Genomic DNA, 17,366 nt, shown 5'->3' on the forward strand with positions numbered 1-17,366 from the left:
GAAAGCACGATGTCCACGTTCTTCATCAATCGTCCGAACTTCGCCTGGGTCGTGGCGCTGTTCATCTCACTGGCCGGCCTGCTGGTGATTCCGTCATTGCCGGTTGCGCAATACCCCAGCGTCGCACCGCCGCAGATCACCATTACCGCCACCTATCCCGGGGCTTCGGCCAAGGTGCTGGTGGAGTCGGTCACCAGTGTCATCGAAGAGTCGCTCAACGGCGCCAAGAACCTGCTGTACTTCGAGTCGACCAACAACTCCAACGGCATCGCCGAGATCGTCGTCACCTTCGAGCCGGGCACCGAACCTGAGCTGGCCCAGGTCGACGTGCAGAACCGCCTGAAGAAAGCCGAGGCGCGGCTGCCGCAGGCGGTGACCACCCAAGGTGTCGAAGTCGAACAGACCAGCGCTGGCTTCCTGCTGATCTACGCCCTGAGCTACACCGACGCGGCCAGCCATGGCGACACCACCCAACTGGGCGATTATGCCGCGCGCAACATCAACAACGAGCTGCGACGCATCCCGGGGGTGGGCAAATTGCAGTTCTTCTCCTCGGAAGCGGCCATGCGCGTGTGGATCGATCCGCAGAAGCTGGTTGGCTACGGGCTGTCGATCGACGATGTCGGCAATGCCATCCGCGGTCAGAACGTGCAGGTGCCGGCCGGTGCCTTCGGCAGTGCGCCGGGTAGCAGCCAGCAAGAGCTGACCGCGACCCTGGCGGTGCATGGCACCCTGGACGATCCGCAGGCCTTCGGCCGTGTAGTGCTGCGCGCCAATCCCGATGGCTCGATGGTGCGCCTGGCCGATGTCGCACGGCTGGAGGTCGGCAGCGAAAGCTACAACTTCTCCTCGCGCCTCGATGGCAAGCCGGCGGTGGCCGGGGCGGTGCAATTGGCCCCCGGGGCCAACGCCCTGCAGACCGCGGCACGAGTCAAGGCGCGCCTGGCCGAGCTGTCCGAGTTCTTCCCCGAAGGTGTCGAATACTCTGTGCCCTACGACACCTCGCGTTTCGTCGACGTGGCCATCGAGAAAGTCATCCATACCCTGATCGAGGCGATGGTACTGGTGTTCCTGGTGATGTTCCTGTTCCTGCAGAACATCCGCTACACCTTGATCCCGTCGATCGTCGTGCCGGTTTGCCTGCTCGGCACCTTGCTCGTGATGAAGCTGCTCGGTTTCTCGGTGAACATGATGACCATGTTCGGCATGGTCCTGGCCATCGGCATCCTGGTCGACGATGCCATCGTCGTGGTGGAGAACGTCGAGCGGATCATGGCCGAGGAGGGCCTTGGGCCCAGGGAGGCGACGGTCAAGGCCATGGGTCAGGTGTCCGGCGCGATCATCGGTATCACGCTGGTACTGTCAGCGGTGTTTCTGCCGCTGGCGTTCATGTCCGGCTCGGTGGGGGTGATCTACCAGCAGTTCTCGCTGTCGCTGGCCGTGTCGATCCTGTTCTCGGGTTTCCTGGCGCTGACGTTCACCCCGGCGCTGTGCGCCACGCTGCTCAAGCCGGTGCCCCAGGGGCATCATGAGAAACGCGGTTTCTTTGGCGCATTCAACCGCGGCTTTGCCCGCCTGACCGCACGCTACTCTTCACTCAACAGCGCCTTCGTGGCGCGCGCCGGCCGCTTCATGCTGGTGTATGCGGGGATTCTTGTGGTGCTGGGGTACTTCTACCTGCGCCTGCCCGAATCGTTCGTGCCCGTGGAAGACCAGGGCTACGCCATTGTCGATGTGCAACTGCCGCCAGGCGCCAGCCGGGTGCGCACCGATGCCACGGGCCAGGCGCTGGAGCAGTTCCTGATGTCACGCGAGGCCATTGCTTCGGCGTTTCTGGTCAGCGGCTTCAGCTTCTCGGGCATGGGCGAGAACGCGGCGCTGGCATTCCCGACGTTCAAGGACTGGTCCGAGCGCAGCTCGCAACAGTCGGTGGATGCCGAAACCCAGGTCATCAACGCGCAGTTCGCGGCGCACGGTGACGGCAGCATCATGGCAGTGAACCCGCCACCGATCGATGGCCTGGGCAACTCTGGCGGGTTCGCCCTGCGGCTGCTCGACCGCGGCAACCTGGGGCGCGAAGCGTTGCTGGCCGCGCGTGACAAGATCTTGCAACAGGCCAACGGCAACCCGGCGATCCTCTACGCGATGATGGAAGGCCTGGCCGAGGCGCCGCAATTGCGGGTCGATATCGACCGTGAGAAGGCCCGCGCCCTGGGCGTGACCTTCGAGAGCATCAACAGCACCCTGTCGGCGGCGTTCGGTTCGCAGGTGATCAACGACTTTACCAACGCCGGACGTCAGCAGCGCGTGGTGGTCCAGGCCGAGCAAGGCGAGCGGATGACCCCGGAAGCGGTGCTGCGCCTGTATGCGCCGAACAACGAAGGGCAGCAGGTGCCGTTCAGCGCCTTCGTCACCACGCGCTGGGAAGAAGGCCCGGTGCAGATCGTGCGCTACAACGGCTACCCCTCGATCCGTATTGCAGGGGACGCGGCCCCAGGCTACAGCACCGGTCAAGCGATGGCCGAGATGGAGCATCTGGTCAGCGACCTGCCACCCGGCATCGGGTATGCCTGGACCGGGCTCTCGTATCAGGAAAAAGTCTCCAGCGGCCAGGCCAGCAGCCTGTTCGCGCTGGCCATCCTGGTGGTGTTCCTGCTGCTGGTGGCGTTGTACGAGAGCTGGTCGATCCCGCTGACCGTGATGCTGATCGTGCCGATCGGTGCCTTGGGCGCGGTATTGGCGGTGATGGTGGTCGGCCTGCCCAACGATGTCTACTTCAAGGTCGGCCTGATCACCATCATTGGCCTGGCAGCGAAGAACGCGATCCTGATCGTCGAGTTCGCCAAGGATCTGGTGGAGAAGGGCCACAGCCTGCGTGAAGCGGCCATCGAAGCTGCGCGCCTGCGTTTTCGACCGATCGTGATGACGTCGATGGCCTTCATCCTCGGCGTGGTACCGCTGGCTATCGCGTCCGGCGCCGGGGCTGCGAGTCAGCGGGCGATCGGCACCGGGGTGATCGGCGGCATGCTCAGCGCGACGTTGCTGGGGGTGGTGTTCGTGCCGATCTGTTTCGTCTGGGTGTTGTCGCTGCTCAAGCGCAGGGCCGGCAAGGCTGCTGCGCAACGTCCTGTCGAGGTGGTGGAGTGATGGTCATGGGTAAAGGAATCGCCCCCTTGGCGATGGCGTTGATGCTGGCAGGTTGTTCGATGGCGCCGCAGTACCAACGCCCCGAGGCGCCGATCCCGGCGCAATGGCACGACGGCGCGGCAGCTCAAGGGCAGAGCGTGGAGCAACTGGACTGGCAGGCGTTCGTGGTCGACCCGGGCCTGCGCCAGCTGATCAGCAGCGCTCTGGACAACAACCGCTCGCTGCGCCAGACCTTGCTCGATATCGAGCAGGCCCGTGCCCAGTACCGGATCCAGCGCGCCGATCGTGTACCGGGCTTGAATGCCGGCGCGTCGGGCAATCGCCAGCACCAACCAGCGAGCCTGGCGGCCGACGGACGCAGCGGTGTGGCCAGCACCTATCAGGTCGGCCTTGCCTTGCCCGAATACGAATTGGACCTGTTCGGTCGGGTCAAGAGCCTGAGCGATGCGGCACTGGAGCAGTACCTGGCCACGGAGGAGGCCGGTCGAGCCGCGCGCCTGGCGCTGATCGCCGAGGTCAGCCAGGCCTACCTCACCCTGGATGGCGCGCAGCGCCGCCTGGCCCTGACCCGCCAGACGCTGGCCAGCCGCGAGGACTCACTGGCTCTGGTCGGCCAACGTCGCGCTGCCGGTACTGCCACGGCACTGGACCATCAGGAAGCGCTGGGATTGGTCGAACAATCACGCGCGGAGCTTGAGAGCACCCAGCGCCAGCAGCGCCAGGCCTTCAATGCGCTGGTGCTGTTGGTCGGCAGTGCCGATGCGGCCAGGGACATACCGGTATCTGCCGGCCAAGCCCCTTGGGTGCTGCAGGACATCGCACCGGGTGCACCTTCGGCGCTGCTCGAACGGCGCCCTGACATTCTCGCTGCCGAGCACCGGCTGCGAGCCCGCAACGCCGATATCGGCGCGGCCCGCGCGGCGTTTTTCCCGAGGATCAGCCTCACCGGCAGCTTCGGTACCTCGAGCGCACAGATGTCGGGGCTGTTCGACGGTGGCTCGCGTAGCTGGAGCTTCATGCCACAACTGTCGTTGCCGCTGTTCGATGGCGGGCGCAACCGTGCCGGGCTGGATCTTGCGCAGGTACGCAAGGACTCGGCAGTGGCGGCCTACGAGGGCACAGTACAGACGGCATTTCGCGAAGTGGCCGATGCGCTTGCAGCCAGCGACACGCTGCGCCGAGAGGAAGCGGCGCGCAGCGCGCTGGTCGAGACCAGCCGGGCAACCCTGGAGCTGGCAAGGGCGCGTTATCAGGGCGGGATCGACAATCACCTGCGCTACCTGGATGCGCAGCGCAGCAGCTATGTGAACGAGTCGACGCTGATCGACGCCAGCACCCAGCGCCAGATTGCCCTGGTCGACCTGTTCCGTGCGCTGGGTGGGGGGTGGCCTGCGCCCAAGGGCTGAAGGGCTCCTTTGGTTGGACGATCCAACCGTTCGGCCCCTGGACCTTGTGTCCTGGGGCCTTTTTTTGCCAGTCCTCAGGCCTGGACCCTGGCCCCTTGCAGGAACAACTGCTCCAGTGCCTGCGCCGAATTGGCGCTGGCTGCACGGCCGCGCCGTTCGGCGTCGACCATGCCGAAGATCATGGTCAGGAACATCTCGGTGAATACCGCGGCGCTGATGTCGATGCGCAGCGTACCCATCTGCTGGGCGCGCAGGAAGAATGCATCCATGGCCTGGGTGTAGGTGTCCCAACGACGGTCATCGCCGTCGCCGAGCAAGGTGTCGGGGCGGTACTGGAACATCAGGAAGACCAGCATCTCGCGGTGCTTGAGATGCTCGGTGATCAGGTAGCGTATCGCCTGCAGCGGCTCGGCGTTGGCCAGGTCGGCTTCTTCGATGACCTGGTTCAGCACGCGCTCGCCGTGCTTCTCGAGCATGTCCACGAGATTGTCGCGGGTACCGCAGAAGCGGTGCAGGGTGGCCTTGCTGATGCCGGCGGTCTCGGCCAGCTCCTTGAGCGTGGCGCGCGGCTGGACGACGATGGCGTGGGCAAGTGCCTTGAGCAGGCGTTCGTCGTGGGGGGTGGGTTGCATCTGGGTTCCTCGCGTGGATCGCATGGAACCCATTGTGCAGAAAATACCGGGCTGTTCAATGTTTTCGAGATGAAAATGCCTCATGTGAGACTTTTCTGGCTCGAGCGATTGAAAAAGCCCGGGTCCAGGCTAGTGCGGCGCGCGCACGATGGTCTTGAGCAGGTCTTCCGGGCTGATGTGCCCAACCACCTGGCTCACCGCGCTGCCGGGGGTAGGCAGGTCGATGATGTGGCCTTTCATCCGACCGACCACGTGCATTTCGCACGGCTTGCAGTCGAATTTCAGGGTCAGCACTTCGTCGCCATGAATCAGCTGCATTGGCGCGACCTTGGTTCGTACACCGGTAACGCCCTTGGCCTGCTTGGGGCACAGGTTGAAGGAGAAGCGCAGGCAGTGCTTGGTGATCATCACCGGCACGTCGCCGTGTTCCTCATGAGCCTCGAACGCAGCATCGATCAACTTCACCCCATGGCGATGATAGAAGTCACGGGCTTTCTGGTTGTAGACGTTGGCCAGGAACGACAGGTGCGCTTCGGGATAGACCGGTGGCGGACTGGTCTCGGCCTTGCGGCTGCCGCGCGGGTGCGCCTTGACCCGCGCCTCGGTGAGCGCCTCGATAGCCTCACGGCGCAGGGCCTTGAGCTGAGAGTTGGGGATGAAATACGCCTGCGGGGCATCGAGCTCAATGGCCTCGGCGTGGTACTGGGTGGTACCCAGTTGGCCCAGCAGGTCGTGCAACTGATCCAGCGCCTGCTGCGGCTTGTTGGCTGCGCCGAACGGGCCGTCCAGGGCAACCTGCACGGTGATGCCTTCCTCGCTGGTGACGCTCAGCGCCAGGCGTTGCTCGGTCAGCACGGCCTGCCACTGAACCGCGACGCGACGCTCGGAGGAGGTGCGTTGCAGCGCCTGTTGCCAGTTATGGTCGAGGTTGCGTGACAGGGGGTGGTTCGGTCGCAGCTTGTGCAAGCCTTCGGGCATCTCGTTGGGCTCGACGCGATAACGGTAGCGTGTCTGGCCGTCTTCCTCGAACTCGCCACGCGGCTCGGCGATGTTGGCCCGGAAGCCCACCACTTCGCGCTTGACCAGCACGTTCAAACCGTCGCCGTTGGTCAGCGGCACCTCGGTCACCACCTCCAGGTCACGCTTGCCGACCTTTTCCACCACACCTACCGGCAAGCCGGTGAAGGTGGGCGAATCGAAGGCACCGATGTCGATCTTGCGGTCGCTGACGAAGTAGTCGGTGCTGCCGCGGTGGAAGGTCTTGTCTGGATCGGGTACGAAGAAGTGCTGGGTGCGACCGCTCGACGCGCGGGCCAGGTCCGGGCGATCTTCGAGAATCGCATCCAGCTCCTTGCGGTAGTGGGCGGTGATGTTCTTCACATAAGCCATGTCCTTGTAGCGCCCTTCGATCTTGAACGAGCGCACGCCAGCGTCGACCAGGTCGCGCAGGTTGGCGGTCTGGTTGTTGTCCTTCATCGACAGCAGGTGCTTTTCGAAAGCGACCACCCGGCCCTGGTCGTCCTTGAGGGTGTAGGGCAGGCGACAGGCCTGCGAGCAATCGCCGCGGTTGGCGCTGCGACCGGTCTGGGCGTGGGAGATGTTGCATTGGCCGGAGAAGGCCACGCACAAGGCGCCGTGGATGAAGAACTCGATGGCAGCATCGGTCTCGGCGGCGATGGCGCGGATCTGCTGCAGGTTCAGTTCACGCGCCAGCACCAGTTGGGAGAAACCGGCCTGGTCGAGAAACCGGGCCCGCTCGAGCGTACGGATGTCGGTCTGAGTGCTGGCATGCAGCTCGATCGGCGGGATGTCCAGCTCCATCACCCCCAGGTCCTGGACGATCAATGCATCGACACCGGCGTCGTACAGCTGGTGGATCAGCTTGCGTGCAGGCTCCAGCTCATTGTCATGGAGAATGGTATTGATCGTGGTGAAGACCCGCGCGTGATACCGCCGGGCGAACTCCACCAACTCGGCGATATCGCCGACCTCGTTGCACGCGTTGTGCCGCGCGCCGAAGCTTGGGCCGCCGATGTAGATGGCGTCGGCGCCATGCAGGATGGCCTCGCGGGCGATGGCCACATCGCGGGCAGGGCTGAGCAGTTCCAGGTGATTCTTTGGAAGGGACATGTCGTTATAGGTTCGGGCTGTCACGGTTTAGGGCGGCATTGTAGCGATGAATTGCCGCGCAGGCACCCGTGACGTTCCAGATGGGCGTACTTGCAGCGACGGGCCCGCTTCCCTCGAAGCAGGCCCGTCTGCGCCCACACCTTTCAGCGAGCCGGAGCAGTTTGCTCGGTTTGCCATTGCGTCCTGCTGGAGGCTTTCCCACAGATGGGCGTCAGCTGTACGCTCAGCAATTGATCCAGGTTCGCATCAAGCACTGGAATCATCATCCGGGCACTGCAGCCAGCGACCCGGTCCTGACTGATGACATTCCCTGCGCGAATAATCGATACCCATGTGCCTTCAGGCGACACCACCGACTCCGGAGGCGACCAAGTGACATCCACGACGCCCACTCTCGGCCGGAGCAGGGCAAGTCGTGGAGCCCCCGTGATCATCGGCACCCAATCGCCTTCTGTACCTATCCCAGACCCAGGATAAGCAATGACCTGACACACCCACTTCTTGTCGGTCCTGAGCGGCGCTTTCAACGACAAGCGCGCCTGGGTCCGAGGGGCATCGACGCTCGCAGAGGCGGCGACCGTGCCGGTCTCTGGCGAAAACACCTGCACGATGTAGTGAGTGAACTGCAGACTGTTCGACATGTTCCAGGCCACATCGACGCCCTCGTTGTCCAACACCACTGAAGTGATTTCGGGCCTGGCTGCCACAACGCGCAAAGGCGTGGTCCTGATGCCTGCACCTTTTGCGGTCAGGGCCGTGAGGGTGAAGGTGAGCTCATCGAATTCCGGCAGTGGCGACGACAGTGGAAAGTCGGCGAACTCGTATTCCATGGGCAGGCTCATTTCGTAATGCTTGCCGGTAAGCGTACTGTGCAGCTTCAGTTGGTATTGCACGATCTCTGTGGGATCCAGCGTAAACCATGCTACTGCTATGCGGTTTCCACCGCGATAAAGCGGGCTCTGCTCCAGATTCGGCGGGTTCATGGATGGCGGGAAATGAATCAGCTCCGATCGGGCGCGGGTACGCTCGCAAGCCACAGCCTCCACACCGACTGTCCAGCCTTGGTTATTGCCTAGCCCCCCGTCCAGTTGCGAATTGCTCACGACAGCACAGGCGCTGTCTGTTCCGCTGACTGGAATGACGAATGTCGTGCCGCTGACCGTTGATGACACGACGATCTCATAGCCCAGGAGAGCCTGGCTGGAGGGCTGCCAATCAATGTGCAGGGCCTCGCCATCGTATATCGCCGAGTGCAGGACCGGCTGGAGGGTTGCCAGGGGCAGTGGGGCACTGCTCCTTGATTCCCCCTGCTCCAGCAGCGCCATCAGGATGACGCGATATTCACGCATCGCGCTCAGGGGGCCGGCCAGCGGCAATATGCCGGCGGTGGCCGCGCCGTCTGGAATGAACTGATGTTTCAATGATGTCCAGCCACGTGCGTCCTGATGGCACAAGGTGATCACCCAACCCGCGGGCTTGACCCACTCGAGAGGGTTCCATGCCACGCTCAGGCAGTCTGCCTCGTAAACCGCCCGGACGATGGTGGGCCTGGGTGCATCGTTATCGCGCAGCATTGTCGACCTCCTGTGAAGCACCGCTTTTGTCAGAGGAACGCTGCGCCTTTTGTTTTTGCTGGTTATCGTAATCGGTCAAGAACGCAGGATGAACTTTTGCTCGCTGTTGCGCTGGGCTGAGAAGTGGCGCTCTGTTTTTGAGATCTGCCAGCATATTTTGCGTCGCGAGGTTACCCGACAAAATGCCGTTGGCATAATAACTGCCCTCGACGCCACCTTTGAACTGCAAGTTGTATACAGGAGTTGCGTGAGCCTCGACATAGTCGACGCGCGTCACCGTAACCGGAGAACCCTCAACGGCCAACTTGTCGCCTGGATGGATTTCCCGTGCCTGTACCTCTACATTTCTCACGGCACTCCCGACTTGAATCGCTCGCATGATGGGATGGGTGGGCGTGACATGGAGGGTCTGGCCGGTAGTGCGTATCTCAAGCATGAATTCATTTTCTGTACCCGTGGTTCTTTCACTGACGGTGCGCACGCCAGCAGGTGTCTTCACCTGGTCTCCCGAAACGATATCTTCAATCTTCTTGGTCTTGCCCGACGCCAGGGTGATCAATGTGCCCCCTGCGACACAACCTTCCATGATGCGGAGTTGAGGGATGATCTCCCTGCCGGGTTGTCCAGCGGATCTAGTATCGCTGGTAAATACAAACGTTACGTTTCGTGGCGAGGGGTCGTCTGGTGTTCCTGGGAGGATTACGTTGTTGGTCATCCAGAAGTTGACGATTGAGTCCTTGTTGTTGGTCAAGCAGGACGGATTACGTTTGAACGTTTCGGCAGCGTACTGGAAACTCATCTTTCCGTTACCGTCAGATGTCCAATCGTCCAAATTTTCCCCCGTTTTGGAGTACACCCGGCATCCCCCTCCGGCCAGACTTTGTAAATAGATCGTCGTAGCACCAGTGAGCGTGGATCCGGTCTTTTCCTCGGTGACGGCGTAGCCCGAGACGGGAATTACATAGTTGACAGGCTTGTTCTGGCTTGCCCAATAATCGCACTCTTCGCGGCTGAGGCGGTTCCAGCACATCAAGATGGGTTTATCTTTGTCAGCGAGTTTATTGCTGCAGGCTTCAGTCGATGCAGAAGCAGCGACACATTGACCATTGGCGCCTCTTTCGCAGGGCCTGGGCTCTGTCATACAAGCGTCAACGAGCCCCGTTGAACTGAGTGCCTTCATCATGAGAGGCTGTGGAAGTTCAGCGTCAGGGTCTTTGGGGACCACGTTGAAGATAGCGACAGCGCTAACGGGAACTGCCGACTCCACCGTGGCACTCATGCTAACGCGGAAGTCAGGAAGACTCGTCAGGTCAGTATCTGTCTGCGAGGCAACAAACTCCCCCGTGAAGTCGTTATACATAACGAGTGTGATAATGTTCGCGACGCTGCCGTTCACGAGTGAGGAAATAGCTTCAGACTGGTACGTGATCGCTGGACTATTGACCGTGGCGGTCGAGCGCGAAAGCTCCGAGATGAATTGAAGATCTTCCAAAGGGGCGTCGGCATTACTGGACGTCTCGGGGAAATCAACCGGTTTTACGACATTGGCCTTTGCGCCGGAAACCGCTAGCGCTTTCACCCGCTGCTCATGCGCAGCTTCCATGCGCCTGAACAGTTCGGGCGCATGTGCTTTTGTATTCCCTGCCTGGAGTTGTTGAGCCTTGTAGAACGCATAATGCTTGGGGTTGCCCCAGTCCAACTGATACAGGACGCCAGGGGTGAGATCCTTGGTCAATTCCTGCCCCAATGTTTCAACTGTCGCCAAGGCGTTCTCTTCGTTTACTTCATCAGGGGTAACCTCGGCTGCCCAGGCGGAGGAAAGTGCAGAAAACGATAAAAATAATGCGGCCAATAGACTACTTGAGGTCGGTGCTTTACTCGCCATGGTCGTTGCTCCCTCGGGTTAGATCCTTTAACAGCAACACACGACATCGCCGTTTCGGACAACATTGTTGAGATCTAACCTACTGAGGTTCCGCGCTCGTCGACAACTGGCAAAAATGATAGGTCACGCGTCTGTGCCAGACAGATCACCAAGGCAATCGATCAAGGCCGAAGCTGCTGGCGAAAGGCTGCATTCTGTGCGGGTGATGATGCCGATTTCACGCTCCAGACCTCGCGCTTCCAAGGGCCTGCGCAGCAACCTGTGTGTACCGTCGTCCGCCGACTCCGGCAGCAGCGTGACGCCCAACCCATTGCGCACCAGCGCCAATACCGTCGACATGTAGTTGGCTTCCATGGCCGCTTGCAACACCAGCCCGCGCGCGCGGAATACCTGTTCGATCTGCGCACGCACGCTGCTGTCGCGCCCGGTGAGGATCATCGGCAGGCCGTCCAGGGCTTGCAGACTGACGGGGCCGGTGGCCAGCGGGTGCCCGGCGGGCACAAACAGGCACAGGCGATCACTCAGTAACGGTGTGAAGTCCAACCCATGCCCGAACTGGCTGCGCACACCCACGCCGAAATCTACATCGCCTTCGCGCACGCGCTCGACGATGCGCTCGGCGACCAGGTCGCGCAGGCGCACTTCGACACCGGGATGCGACTGGCGGAACACTGCCAGCCGCTCGGCCAGCGCCCCGGCGCACAACGAGGGCAGGGCAGCCACGGTGACCACCCCGCGACGCACCGCCGCCAAGCCCTGGCTGGCGCTGACGATGTTGGAAAGATCGAGCAGCAGCTTCTCCATCGCCGGCAGCGCCTCGCGCCCTGCGCCCGTGAGGGTGACGTGCCGAGGGCTGCGTTCGAGCAGGGCGACGCCCAGCCAGGTCTCGAGTTGGCGGATCTGTACGGTCAGGGCCGAGGGCGACAGGTGCAGGTCGTCGGCGGCGCGGGCGAAGTTGCCGCGTTGGGCAACGGTGATGAAGGCACGAATATGCTGCAGGGCATTCTTCATTTTGTTTTTTCGAATGTGCGTGGCTTTAAATTGCAATTTACACGCTACCGGACCTCTCCTGATACTCGGCGCAACAACAAAAACAAGCCGGAGTAACCCCATGCTCGCCCTCTACGGCGTCATTACCATTCTGTCCCTGCTGATCGCGGTGATGAGCAAGCGCATCTCGCCCCTGGTCGCGCTGATCGCCTTTCCCGTCGTGGCTGCCTTGCTCGCGGGCTTCGGCCTGCAGACCAGCGGGTTCATTCTCACGGGTATCAAGAATGTCGCCCCGGTGGTCGGCATGTTCATCTTCGCCATCCTGTTCTTCGGGGTGATGACCGATGCCGGCATGCTCGACCCGATCATCGACCGCATCCTGCGCGCCGTCGGCACCCGCCCGACCCGTATCGTCTGCGGCACCGCGCTGCTGGCGTTGCTGGTGCACCTGGACGGCTCGGGTGCGGTGACGTTCCTCGTCACGGTGCCAGCGATGCTGCCGCTGTATACGCGCCTGGGCATCGACCGGCGGGTCCTGGCCTGCGTTGCGGCGATGGCGGCGGGGGTGAACTTCCTGCCCTGGACCGGCCCGGTGCTGCGCTCATCCGCCGCACTGCACGTGCCGGTGGCCGAGCTGTTCCAGCCGCTGATCCCGGTGCAAGTGGTGGGGCTGCTGTTCGTCTTCGGCTGTGCCTACTGGCTGGGCCGACGTGAAGAGAAGCGCCTGGGGCTCATGGCCGGCGCCGATGCCGGCGCGGCACCGCAGCGCATCTTGAGCGCCGATGAACAGGCCCTGCGCCGTACCCACATGTTCTGGCCGAACCTGCTGCTTACCGTGGTGGTGATGGCGGTGATGATCGCCGGCTGGGTCGACCCCGTGGTGATGTTCATGCTCGGCACTGTCGCGGCGCTTTGCCTGAACTACCCGCGTGTCGACCAGCAGCGCGAACGCATCGACGCGCACGCCAAGACTGCCCTGACCATGGCCAGCATCCTGCTTGCCGCGGGGGTGTTCACCGGGATCATGCAGGGCACAGGCATGCTCAAGGCCATGGCCGAGGTGGCGGTGCAACAGATTCCGCCGGGGCACGGGCGATTGATTCCTGCCCTGGTGGGCTTCGTGTCGATGCCGCTCAGCTTGCTGTTCGACCCGGACTCGTTCTACTTCGGGGTCATGCCGGTGATTGCCGAAGTCGGCCGCTCGCTGGGCGTGGACCCGGTGCAGGTGGCCCAGGCGTCGCTGCTCGGGGTCCATACCACCGGCTTCCCGGTCAGTCCGCTGACCCCGGCGACTTTCCTGCTGGTGGGGCTGTGCAAGCTTGACCTTGCCGATCACCAGCGTTTCACCCTGCCATTTCTGTTCGCCGCGTCGGTGCTGATGACCCTGACCGCGCTGGCACTTGGAGTCTTCTGAACATGAACACTTTGCGAATTGGCGCCGGTGCCGGTTATTCCGGCGATCGCCTGGAGCCTGCGGTGGAACTGGCCCGGGATGGGCAGCTGGACTACCTGGTCTTCGAGTGCCTGGCCGAACGCACCATTGCCCTGGCCCAGCAAGCCCGACTGGCTGACCCTCGTGCCGGCTTCGATCCGTTGCTGGCCGAGCGCATGCGGGCGGTGCTGCCCTACGTACGCCGCGGCGGGCAGCGACTGCGGATCATCACCAACATGGGCGCAGCCAACCCGCGTGGCGCCGCGCGACAAGTGTCGGTCATCGCGGCTGAACTCGGGGTGCAGGGGCTGAAGGTCGCGGCCGTGGAAGGTGACGATGTGCTCGACGTGCTGCGCCAGCACCCGGAATGGACGCTGGACAATGGCCTGACGGTGGCCGGGTTGGGTGAGCGGCTGGTCTCGGCCAACGCTTATCTGGGGATCGAAGGGATCGTCCAGGCGCTGGCTCTGGACGCTGATGTGGTGATTACCGGCCGTGTCGCCGATCCGTCGCTGTTCCTTGCCCCCCAAGTGCATCACTTTGGCTGGCCTGCCGACGATTGGCGCCGCCGTGGCCGAGGGACGCTGACCGGGCACCTGCTCGAATGCGCGGGGCAGGTCAGCGGCGGCTACTTTGCCGACCCCGGCATGAAGGATGTGGCCGACCTGGCACGGCTGGGGTTCCCCTTCGCCGATATCGACAGCGAAGGCCTGGCAACGCTCGGCAAGGTGGCCGGCAGTGGCGGTCGCATCGATGTCGCGACGTGCACCGAGCAACTGCTGTACGAGGTACACGATCCACGTCGGTATCTGACGCCGGATGTAACGGCCGACTTTTCGGGCGTGCACTTGCAGGCCTGCGGCAAGGATCAGGTGCGCGTCAGTGGTGGCGAAGGCACGGCTCGCCCGCAGCACCTCAAGGTTACCGTGGGCTATCGGGATGGCTGGATCGGCGAAGGGCAGATGTCCTACGGCGGCCCGAACGCCGTGGCGCGGGCGCGTTTGGCCGGGCGGATCGTCGAGGAACGCCTGGCATTGACGGGCGTCGCCGTCGAAGAACTGCGCTGCGAGCTGATGGGGGTTGATTCGCTGCACGCCAGCGACTTCGGCACGGGCGGCGAACCCTGGGAGGTACGCCTGCGGGTTGCGGCGCGTTGCCCGAGCCGGGAAGCGGCGCAGGCGGTCGCCAACGAGGTCGAGACCCTCTACACCAATGGCCCGGCTGGCGGTGGCGGGGCCACTCGCCAGGTCCGCGAAGTATTGGCCGTCGCCAGCCTCTACCTGCCGCGTGAACTCGCGCAACCTCAAGTCCACCTGGAGCAATGCCCATGACCCGCCGACTGCACGAACTTGCCCACACCCGTACCGGGGACAAGGGCGACACCTCGAACATCTCGCTGATCGCGTATCGGGACGAGGACTACCCGCTGCTTGAGCGGGAGCTGACAGCTGAACGGGTGGCAGCGTGGTTCGCCCATCTTCGCGATGAAAGCGCAGGGCCTGTACGTCGCTATGACTTGCCGCAACTCAAGGCCCTGAACTTCGTGCTGCCGGGGTTATTGCGCGGTGGCGTGACCCGCTCGTTGGCGCTGGATGCCCATGGCAAGTGCCTGGGGGCGGCGTTGTTGGCGATGGAGGTCTAGCTCTGCTATCAGCCCTTGGCCGCCATCGCCGTCACTTCGACCTTCATCCCTTCGAACGCCAGCGAGGCCACGCCCACCGCCGCCCGCACTGGCCATGGCTTGGCGAAGAAGCGCTGGTACACCTCGTTGAATGCCGCACGATCGGCCATGTCGGTCAGGTAGATGGTCAGGTGCAGCACGCGGTCCATCGAGCTGCCCGCACGCTCCAGCGCGTCCTTGAGTGCCTGCAGGGTGCATTCGCTCTGGGTGACGATATCGCCCAGCTCAAGCTCGCCATCGGCGCGCACCGGGACCTGGGTGGTGACCAGGATACCGTTGTATTCGGCGACATCGGAGGAGATGGACGCGGCGTCCGCATCGGGGATGAAGGTGATACCAGTCTGGGCCATGAACGACTCTGCCTTGCTTTGGAAGTGAAAGCGCAAGCCTACGCGAGCCGCGGCCCCGGTCGCAAATGCATTGAAATGACGCGCCCCGGCCTTCAGAATCGCGCCGATTCTCATGCAAGGGGTTGGCGTTGAACGAACAGACATTGTCGCAGCGGCTGGAACGCGTGGCGGCTCACATCCCGCCAGGGGCGCGCCTGGCCGATATCGGTTCCGACCACGGCTTTCTCCCGGTGGTCCTGGTATTGCGTGGCGCCATCGAGGCCGCAGTCGCGGGCGAGGCGGCGGCAGGGCCTTGCGAGTCAGCCCGGCGCAATGTGCGCCGCAACGGGCTGGACGCGCGCATCAGCGTGCGCCTGGCCAACGGTCTGGCCGCCATCGAAAGCGATGATCGCATCGACACCATCAGCCTCTCGGGCATGGGCGGGGAAACCATCGTCGAGATCCTCGAGGCAGGCAAGGCGAGGTTGCAGGATGGGCAGCGCCTGGTGCTGCAACCCAATGGCGGCGAACAACCGCTGCGCCAGTGGTTGATGGACAACGGCTATCGGATTGTCAGCGAAGAGGTGCTGCGAGAAAACCGCTTCGACTACGAGATCATCGTCGCCGAGCAGGCCGACTCGGTGCGCTACAGCCCGCAGGAGCTATTGTTCGGCCCCTTGCTCATGCGCGAGAAAAGCGCGGCGTTCGTCAACAAGTGGCAGCGCATGCGGCGCCAGCGTCAACAGGCATTGGCCAACTTCGAACGGGCCAGGGAAGTGCCTCAGGACAAGGCCCGGGCTTTTGCGATGCACATCGACTGGATCGACCAGTTGCTGGCTTGAGGCTCATTGCTGCGAGCAGTTGCCCATTTCGCGGTAGGCGATCTTGTGAGTCTGGCCCTGGTGGTCAACGTAGACCATGTGCGCCGTGCCGACCTGGCAATCGGCAGCGTTACTGGCCGGGGTGATCGACACCACCTTGGCGACATCCAGCGGCATACCGTATTCGTAAACCTGCCCCTCGGCAGACGGCGTGCGAGGCTGCTCGGCGAAGGCGGCAATGGGCAGGAGGGCGCTACACAGCGCAAGTACGGCGATCGAGCGTTTCATGATGAACTCCAGATGAGGTTTCCCTCATGATCCATTCATTGGTGTTTCACAATAAATGGGCTGGACCGTGATAGATTCCTGCCTTCAAGGTATGAATCACGCTGGAGCGTCACTTCATGGACATGCTGCACGCAATGCGCACTTTCGCCCGAGTCGTGGAGTGCGGCAGCTTCGCCGCAGCCGCCAATGCGCTGGACATTTCGGCGGCGCAGGTGTCGCGGATCGTCGCCGAACTGGAAAACCAGTTGCAGACTCGCCTGCTGCATCGCACCACCCGGCGGCTGCGCATGAGCGAGGCGGGGGAGCGCTTTCTCGAACGCTCGCGCCAGATCATGCTGTTGACCGAAGAGGCCTTCGACGAAGCACGCGGCGCCCACCTCACGCCCCGCGGACGCCTGCGCGTGCATTGCAGTCATGGTCTGGGTCTGCTGATGATGCCGTTGGTGGCACGCTACAACGCCTCGTGCCGTGAAGTGGTGATGGAGCTTACCCTGTCCCAGCGCAATCCCGACCTGCTCGCCGAAGGGCATGACGTGGTCATTGCCATCGGCCAGGGCCTGCCGGACTCGCAACTGATCGCCATCCCGCTGGGCAGCATCTACAGCGTGCTGTGTGCATCCCCCGACTACCTGGCCCGTCACGGCGTCCCCAAACGCCCCGAGGACCTGCACGAGCATGTCTGCCTGCGCACGGTCGATCCGCTGTTCGAGGAGGACTGGCCCTTCGGTGACGCGCCGGACAGCTGCGTGATTTCCCCCCAGGACACCTTTCTCACCAATGTGGCCGATGCGATGGTCAAGGCGACCGAGCTCGGCATGGGCATTGGCCTGTTGCCCTATTACTCGGCCAGCCAGGCACTGGAGGACGGGCGCCTTTGCCGACTGCTAGCCCCGCATCGGTTGCGGCAACGGGAGATCTATGCGATCTACCCGTCGCGGCACTATCTCGATGCCAAGGTGCGTACCTGGCTGGACTTTCTCAAGGAGCAGTTGCCGGTGCTGTTCCAGGCGCATGAGCGGCTGGTGGATGACCCACGCTGCTGGCGCTAGGG

Annotated in this window: 14 protein-coding genes; 7 read left to right on the forward strand and 7 right to left on the reverse strand. The window is 63.1% G+C overall.

Annotation, left to right across the window (positions count from 1 at the left end; all coding sequences use genetic code 11):
• The first annotated feature begins 9 nt into the window (after positions 1-9).
• Both F6X62_RS11995 and F6X62_RS12000 read left to right on the forward strand, forming a co-directional pair.
• Positions 10-3,147 (forward strand): efflux RND transporter permease subunit, encoded by a 3,138-nt coding sequence (locus F6X62_RS11995; protein ID WP_153773619.1) that lies wholly within the window; start codon positions 10-12, stop codon positions 3,145-3,147.
• The gene (locus tag F6X62_RS12000) at positions 3,147-4,553 is read left to right on the forward strand and encodes an efflux transporter outer membrane subunit (protein ID WP_371926300.1); all 1,407 of its coding nucleotides are present in this window, start codon (positions 3,147-3,149) and stop codon (positions 4,551-4,553) included. The genes F6X62_RS11995 and F6X62_RS12000 overlap by 1 nt, the downstream gene beginning before the upstream one ends.
• A 74-nt stretch (positions 4,554-4,627) precedes the next feature.
• Here F6X62_RS12000 and F6X62_RS12005 read toward each other — a convergent pair whose 3' ends face one another.
• From F6X62_RS12005 to F6X62_RS12025, 5 genes are all read right to left on the reverse strand, one after another.
• Positions 4,628-5,185 (reverse strand): TetR/AcrR family transcriptional regulator, encoded by a 558-nt coding sequence (locus F6X62_RS12005; protein ID WP_153773621.1) that lies wholly within the window; start codon positions 5,183-5,185, stop codon positions 4,628-4,630.
• 129 nt (positions 5,186-5,314) lie between these two features.
• On the reverse strand, positions 5,315-7,315 hold the full coding sequence (locus F6X62_RS12010) for a U32 family peptidase (protein WP_153773622.1): 2,001 nt from the start codon (positions 7,313-7,315) through the stop codon (positions 5,315-5,317).
• Positions 7,316-7,458: 143 nt separating this feature from the next.
• Positions 7,459-8,889, reverse strand: a complete 1,431-nt coding sequence (locus F6X62_RS12015; protein WP_153773623.1) for a hypothetical protein — start codon at positions 8,887-8,889, stop codon at positions 7,459-7,461.
• The gene (locus F6X62_RS12020) at positions 8,876-10,774 is read right to left on the reverse strand and encodes a Hint domain-containing protein (RefSeq protein WP_153773624.1); all 1,899 of its coding nucleotides are present in this window, start codon (positions 10,772-10,774) and stop codon (positions 8,876-8,878) included. Before F6X62_RS12020 ends, F6X62_RS12015 begins: the two co-directional genes overlap by 14 nt.
• Before the next feature lie 123 nt (positions 10,775-10,897).
• On the reverse strand, positions 10,898-11,785 hold the full coding sequence (locus F6X62_RS12025) for a LysR family transcriptional regulator (protein WP_153773625.1): 888 nt from the start codon (positions 11,783-11,785) through the stop codon (positions 10,898-10,900).
• A 100-nt stretch (positions 11,786-11,885) separates the two neighbouring features.
• Between F6X62_RS12025 and F6X62_RS12030 the strand changes: the two genes are divergently transcribed.
• From F6X62_RS12030 to F6X62_RS12040, 3 genes are read left to right on the forward strand one after another with little or no spacing between them, the layout of a single operon-like run.
• Positions 11,886-13,178 carry a CitMHS family transporter gene (locus tag F6X62_RS12030; RefSeq protein WP_153773626.1) on the forward strand — a complete coding sequence of 431 codons (1,293 nt, stop codon included), beginning with the start codon at positions 11,886-11,888 and terminating at the stop codon, positions 13,176-13,178.
• Between the two features lie 2 nt (positions 13,179-13,180).
• Complete coding sequence (locus F6X62_RS12035) at positions 13,181-14,527, forward strand: acyclic terpene utilization AtuA family protein (protein ID WP_153773627.1); 1,347 nt, start codon at positions 13,181-13,183, stop codon at positions 14,525-14,527.
• Positions 14,524-14,838, forward strand: a complete 315-nt coding sequence (locus F6X62_RS12040; RefSeq protein ID WP_054891400.1) for a hypothetical protein — start codon at positions 14,524-14,526, stop codon at positions 14,836-14,838. Before F6X62_RS12035 ends, F6X62_RS12040 begins: the two co-directional genes overlap by 4 nt.
• Before the next feature lie 8 nt (positions 14,839-14,846).
• Here the strand turns inward: F6X62_RS12040 and F6X62_RS12045 are convergent, their stop codons facing one another.
• A complete protein-coding gene (locus F6X62_RS12045; protein ID WP_153773628.1) occupies positions 14,847-15,227 on the reverse strand; it encodes a RidA family protein in 381 nt (126 codons plus the stop codon).
• Between the two features lie 128 nt (positions 15,228-15,355).
• Here F6X62_RS12045 and F6X62_RS12050 point away from each other — a divergent pair, with 128 nt between their 5' ends.
• Positions 15,356-16,048 carry a class I SAM-dependent methyltransferase gene (locus F6X62_RS12050; protein ID WP_112898240.1) on the forward strand — a complete coding sequence of 231 codons (693 nt, stop codon included), beginning with the start codon at positions 15,356-15,358 and terminating at the stop codon, positions 16,046-16,048.
• Between the two features lie 3 nt (positions 16,049-16,051).
• Here F6X62_RS12050 and F6X62_RS12055 read toward each other — a convergent pair whose 3' ends face one another.
• Positions 16,052-16,315 (reverse strand): DUF2790 domain-containing protein, encoded by a 264-nt coding sequence (locus F6X62_RS12055; protein WP_153773629.1) that lies wholly within the window; start codon positions 16,313-16,315, stop codon positions 16,052-16,054.
• Positions 16,316-16,431: 116 nt separating this feature from the next.
• On the opposite strand from F6X62_RS12055, the gene F6X62_RS12060 reads away from it, so the two are divergent.
• Entirely contained in the window at positions 16,432-17,364 is a 933-nt protein-coding gene (locus tag F6X62_RS12060; RefSeq protein ID WP_054891404.1) for a LysR family transcriptional regulator, read from the forward strand.
• The last annotated feature ends 2 nt before the right edge of the window (positions 17,365-17,366 follow it).

It is taken from the genome of Pseudomonas sp. MNR3A, from assembly GCF_009650575.1.
Classification (GTDB): domain Bacteria; phylum Pseudomonadota; class Gammaproteobacteria; order Pseudomonadales; family Pseudomonadaceae; genus Aquipseudomonas; species Aquipseudomonas machongensis.

Coding starts and splice junctions, on each gene's coding strand:
- F6X62_RS12000 (WP_371926300.1), top strand. CDS start 3,147: ATGGTCATGGGTAAAGGAATCGCCCCCTTGGCGATGGCGTTGATGCTG.
- F6X62_RS12025 (WP_153773625.1), bottom strand. CDS start 11,785: ATGAAGAATGCCCTGCAGCATATTCGTGCCTTCATCACCGTTGCCCAA.
- F6X62_RS12035 (WP_153773627.1), top strand. CDS start 13,181: ATGAACACTTTGCGAATTGGCGCCGGTGCCGGTTATTCCGGCGATCGC.
- F6X62_RS12005 (WP_153773621.1), bottom strand. CDS start 5,185: ATGCAACCCACCCCCCACGACGAACGCCTGCTCAAGGCACTTGCCCAC.
- F6X62_RS11995 (WP_153773619.1), top strand. CDS start 10: ATGTCCACGTTCTTCATCAATCGTCCGAACTTCGCCTGGGTCGTGGCG.
- F6X62_RS12030 (WP_153773626.1), top strand. CDS start 11,886: ATGCTCGCCCTCTACGGCGTCATTACCATTCTGTCCCTGCTGATCGCG.
- F6X62_RS12055 (WP_153773629.1), bottom strand. CDS start 16,315: ATGAAACGCTCGATCGCCGTACTTGCGCTGTGTAGCGCCCTCCTGCCC.
- F6X62_RS12010 (WP_153773622.1), bottom strand. CDS start 7,315: ATGTCCCTTCCAAAGAATCACCTGGAACTGCTCAGCCCTGCCCGCGAT.
- F6X62_RS12045 (WP_153773628.1), bottom strand. CDS start 15,227: ATGGCCCAGACTGGTATCACCTTCATCCCCGATGCGGACGCCGCGTCC.
- F6X62_RS12040 (WP_054891400.1), top strand. CDS start 14,524: ATGACCCGCCGACTGCACGAACTTGCCCACACCCGTACCGGGGACAAG.
- F6X62_RS12060 (WP_054891404.1), top strand. CDS start 16,432: ATGGACATGCTGCACGCAATGCGCACTTTCGCCCGAGTCGTGGAGTGC.
- F6X62_RS12020 (WP_153773624.1), bottom strand. CDS start 10,774: ATGGCGAGTAAAGCACCGACCTCAAGTAGTCTATTGGCCGCATTATTT.
- F6X62_RS12015 (WP_153773623.1), bottom strand. CDS start 8,889: ATGCTGCGCGATAACGATGCACCCAGGCCCACCATCGTCCGGGCGGTT.